The 3059-nt window shown below is 34.7% G+C and carries 2 protein-coding genes; both read right to left on the reverse strand.

Going from position 1 to position 3059, the window contains the following annotated elements; translation table 11 throughout:
• Nucleotides 1-42: 42 nt before the first annotated feature.
• On the reverse strand, nucleotides 43-1851 hold the full coding sequence (locus QZ265_RS10380; protein ID WP_296405916.1) for a hypothetical protein: 1809 nt from the start codon (nucleotides 1849-1851) through the stop codon (nucleotides 43-45).
• Nucleotides 1852-1887: 36 nt separating this feature from the next.
• Entirely contained in the window at nucleotides 1888-3015 is a 1128-nt protein-coding gene (locus QZ265_RS10385) for a hypothetical protein (protein WP_296405917.1), read from the reverse strand.
• Nucleotides 3016-3059: the final 44 nt, after the last annotated feature.

Below are 3059 nucleotides of genomic sequence, written 5' to 3' on the forward strand. Positions count from 1 at the left end.
ATTTATTTGAAATCATTATTAAATTGCGTTATTACTATAACCTTATTCTTGTGGCATTACAGATTCAAATAAGATTTTACCTTGTACTGTTCCTTCGCCATTTTTATATTTTAATTTCAATTCTTCTATATAAGTTTTTAAGTCAATGCTATTGTCTTTTGTAGGCATTGAACCTTCTGCAGGCAAAGTGTCAAACATAGGTTGAGCTGCAGTAGCTTTAGAGAACTGAGTCAAAGCCTCTAATCTTAATCCTTTAAATGTATCATCCATACTGTAAGAAACATTGGATAAACTATCCATTTGACGTTGTGACAGCTGCCAAATAATTTGTTGTTGGTTATCAAGGCCAAATATATTACGCCATAAATACTTGTTAAATGAAGCGTTATCTGTGAGTACCGCATAATCTATATAAGGTTTAATTTTCGATTCATTTTCTGAAGTATGTAAAGCCAGTTGTTTATCGCTACTATCAGTTTTGTCATTTTGGTTATCAAGTATCGCTTTATCTATATCTTTAAAAATCTTAGTGAATATACTGCGGCTATTAAAGTCACCATTACCCCGCTCTTCAAGTAGTTGAGGGTATTTTTGTGTCATGTGGCTATATAAGGTGGATAAATACAAATTTATATCTTGATTAAACTGTTCTTCGTTTTGAGTACGTTCTATAAATATTGATGCATTTTTTAAAAAAGGTTGATGTTTGGCATCTGGCCTTGGTGATTCATTCATTAATTGATCATAAGATATAAATCGGTATTGATTAAGACTAGAATTAATAGTCATTTTATCTTTAGCTTGTTGATGACTTTTTACCAAATCCACTAAGAAGCTTTTAGGCAAACTACCATCGTTTAGGTCTATTTTTATCCATTTATTTTTCATGGCTAAACCAAGATTTTGATCAAAATATAATGATGTAATGTAGGCAAATGTATCTGCCCAAATATATACCGCCCCCTCTATTGCATCTGCATAAATAAAGTGACTGTTTGTGGCTGTGATATTGCGGCTTTGATAGGTAAAAGTCGGTATAATACTGAGCTTTCCTCTTGAAGCACTATATACGCCTGAAGCTTTAATGCTGGCTGGCTGTAATAAATATGCATCTAGAAGCTTAGCTTTGCGAGCATCAAGTTTAGTATGCGATGAATCATAGTCAGGCATTAAATCGCTATTTAGATCTACAAGTGGTGGTATGGTATTAGAAAGTTCATCATCATAAATCTCGTTATAATCACCTACCGATTTATCAGCCGCCAATGCTGCTTGCTCGGCCTCAAATTCCGCTGCTTTGTTTATATCTTGATTATGCGCTTCAGAATCCATCAAATCTATTTTTGCTTGTGAAACCGCTTTTTCAAGCCACTCTTTATTGTTCTCTTCAAAATTTGAACCTTCTAATGCAGCTTTACATTTTAAAAAGGACTGTTTTATGTTTTGTCTTTGGGTATCGTATTTTGAATCGGTTAATTGTAATCCAGCTTGTTGCATTAAATTCACATAAGCTTCATCGTGAACATGCTCACAGTGGTCTAGAGGATTGTCGCTCATAGCTAACTGTTGCGGTGTAGCATTGGCTAAAGCATCTCTTCTTTGTTCGTTAGACGCGATAATATTTGTGGTGTATGTATAATCACTGCGATACTGATTTTGCATAGCTTTTAATAAAGTCTCTCTTGCCAGTTTTGATTGTTGTTGAACTGGTAATTGAGTTATTTTTGATGATAAAGCATGTTGATTATCTTGAGTGACTTGGCATGCGGTAAGTGACAATGGCAATATCACTGCTAGCGTGGCTAGTTTAAAATAAGAATTATGAGGGTAAGCAATGCTTGAATTTTTCATTATTATCCTTAGAAGTATTGGTTATGAAGTTATGAGTTATTTTTCGATTGTTTTCTCATATTTGTTATCATCCTCGTATTCATCAACGTTGCCATAATCAATGATTCTAATTGAGGGTCTATACTCTTCATCTTCCATACTTTTAAATACATTACCGCTCAAAGCGTCATCACTCTCATATTCACTTCGAGCGACGTTGGCTTGTTCTAACTGCTGTTTACGCTCTCTAATTTTGTTTAACCAGGCATTGCCGTCTACGCTGGCAGGCGGAAGTACATCAAAAGGCTTACCAAAAGATTGCTGATAAACTTTATATAGGGGATGATTATCAAACTCACGCTGATTAAAAGTTGTTTGACTTAAACCAGTTTTAGTAGCGCCCAAAATGTCACCGCCTATTGAGGCACTTGATTGTACAGCTATAAGTTTTCCACTACCGTCTAAATAATAGTAGTTACTTTGATTAAATGAAATTGGCGCAACCGCCTCTATTAATTGAAATAAAGAACCTATATCGCTACTTTGATATTTAGAATTGGCTTTTTCCCAGTTATACAAAGCAATACTTATCATATCTGAATTGTTATACAAGTCAGGTCGTAGACTTACATAGTCTTGTAAAGACTTAGTCATATGCTTTAGGGTTAAACCAATTAATTTACCAGTTTGCTTGCTGTCAAGATTCAGTTTTATAGCAGAGTGAGCTCCAACCCTTTTTGCATAGGTATCCTTTGAGATATCTAAAGCCGTAAAGTTTCCTGAATCGAGTTCATTTAGGCTATTTGAAATAGCTGAAATAAAAGCATCGTATATCACATCTGAAGGTAATTTCTCTTTGATTTCGGCGGGTAATTCAAACGCTACAATGGTTTCATCCAATTCTTCAGTTATTGGCGCATTTTCGGGCGATATCAAAGCCATTATTGGTAAAAAAGCGCTTGGATCTAAGGTAAGTTGTGAACGATTGAAATCCAATGATAGTGGTAACTGAATAGAATATAATGTGGTAGGTGAAGCGAAGTCATAACTATATACGATGTTGATTTTTTTATTGGCAGGGTCAAAGACACTAATTTCATTGATTGTCATGTTTTGATTAATATAGTAGTTAGAAGCTTCAATCTGCGCTGGCGAGCGATGATATAGCTGATAAATGGAGCCCATCCCGAATTCTGTGTAACTGCAATTTAGATTAAATGCTTACTTAC

Source organism: Psychrobacter sp., assembly GCF_018260395.1.
Classification (GTDB): Bacteria; Pseudomonadota; Gammaproteobacteria; order Pseudomonadales; family Moraxellaceae; genus Psychrobacter.

Coding starts and splice junctions, on each gene's coding strand:
- QZ265_RS10380 (WP_296405916.1), bottom strand. CDS start 1,851: ATGAAAAATTCAAGCATTGCTTACCCTCATAATTCTTATTTTAAACTA.
- QZ265_RS10385 (WP_296405917.1), bottom strand. CDS start 3,015: ATGGGCTCCATTTATCAGCTATATCATCGCTCGCCAGCGCAGATTGAA.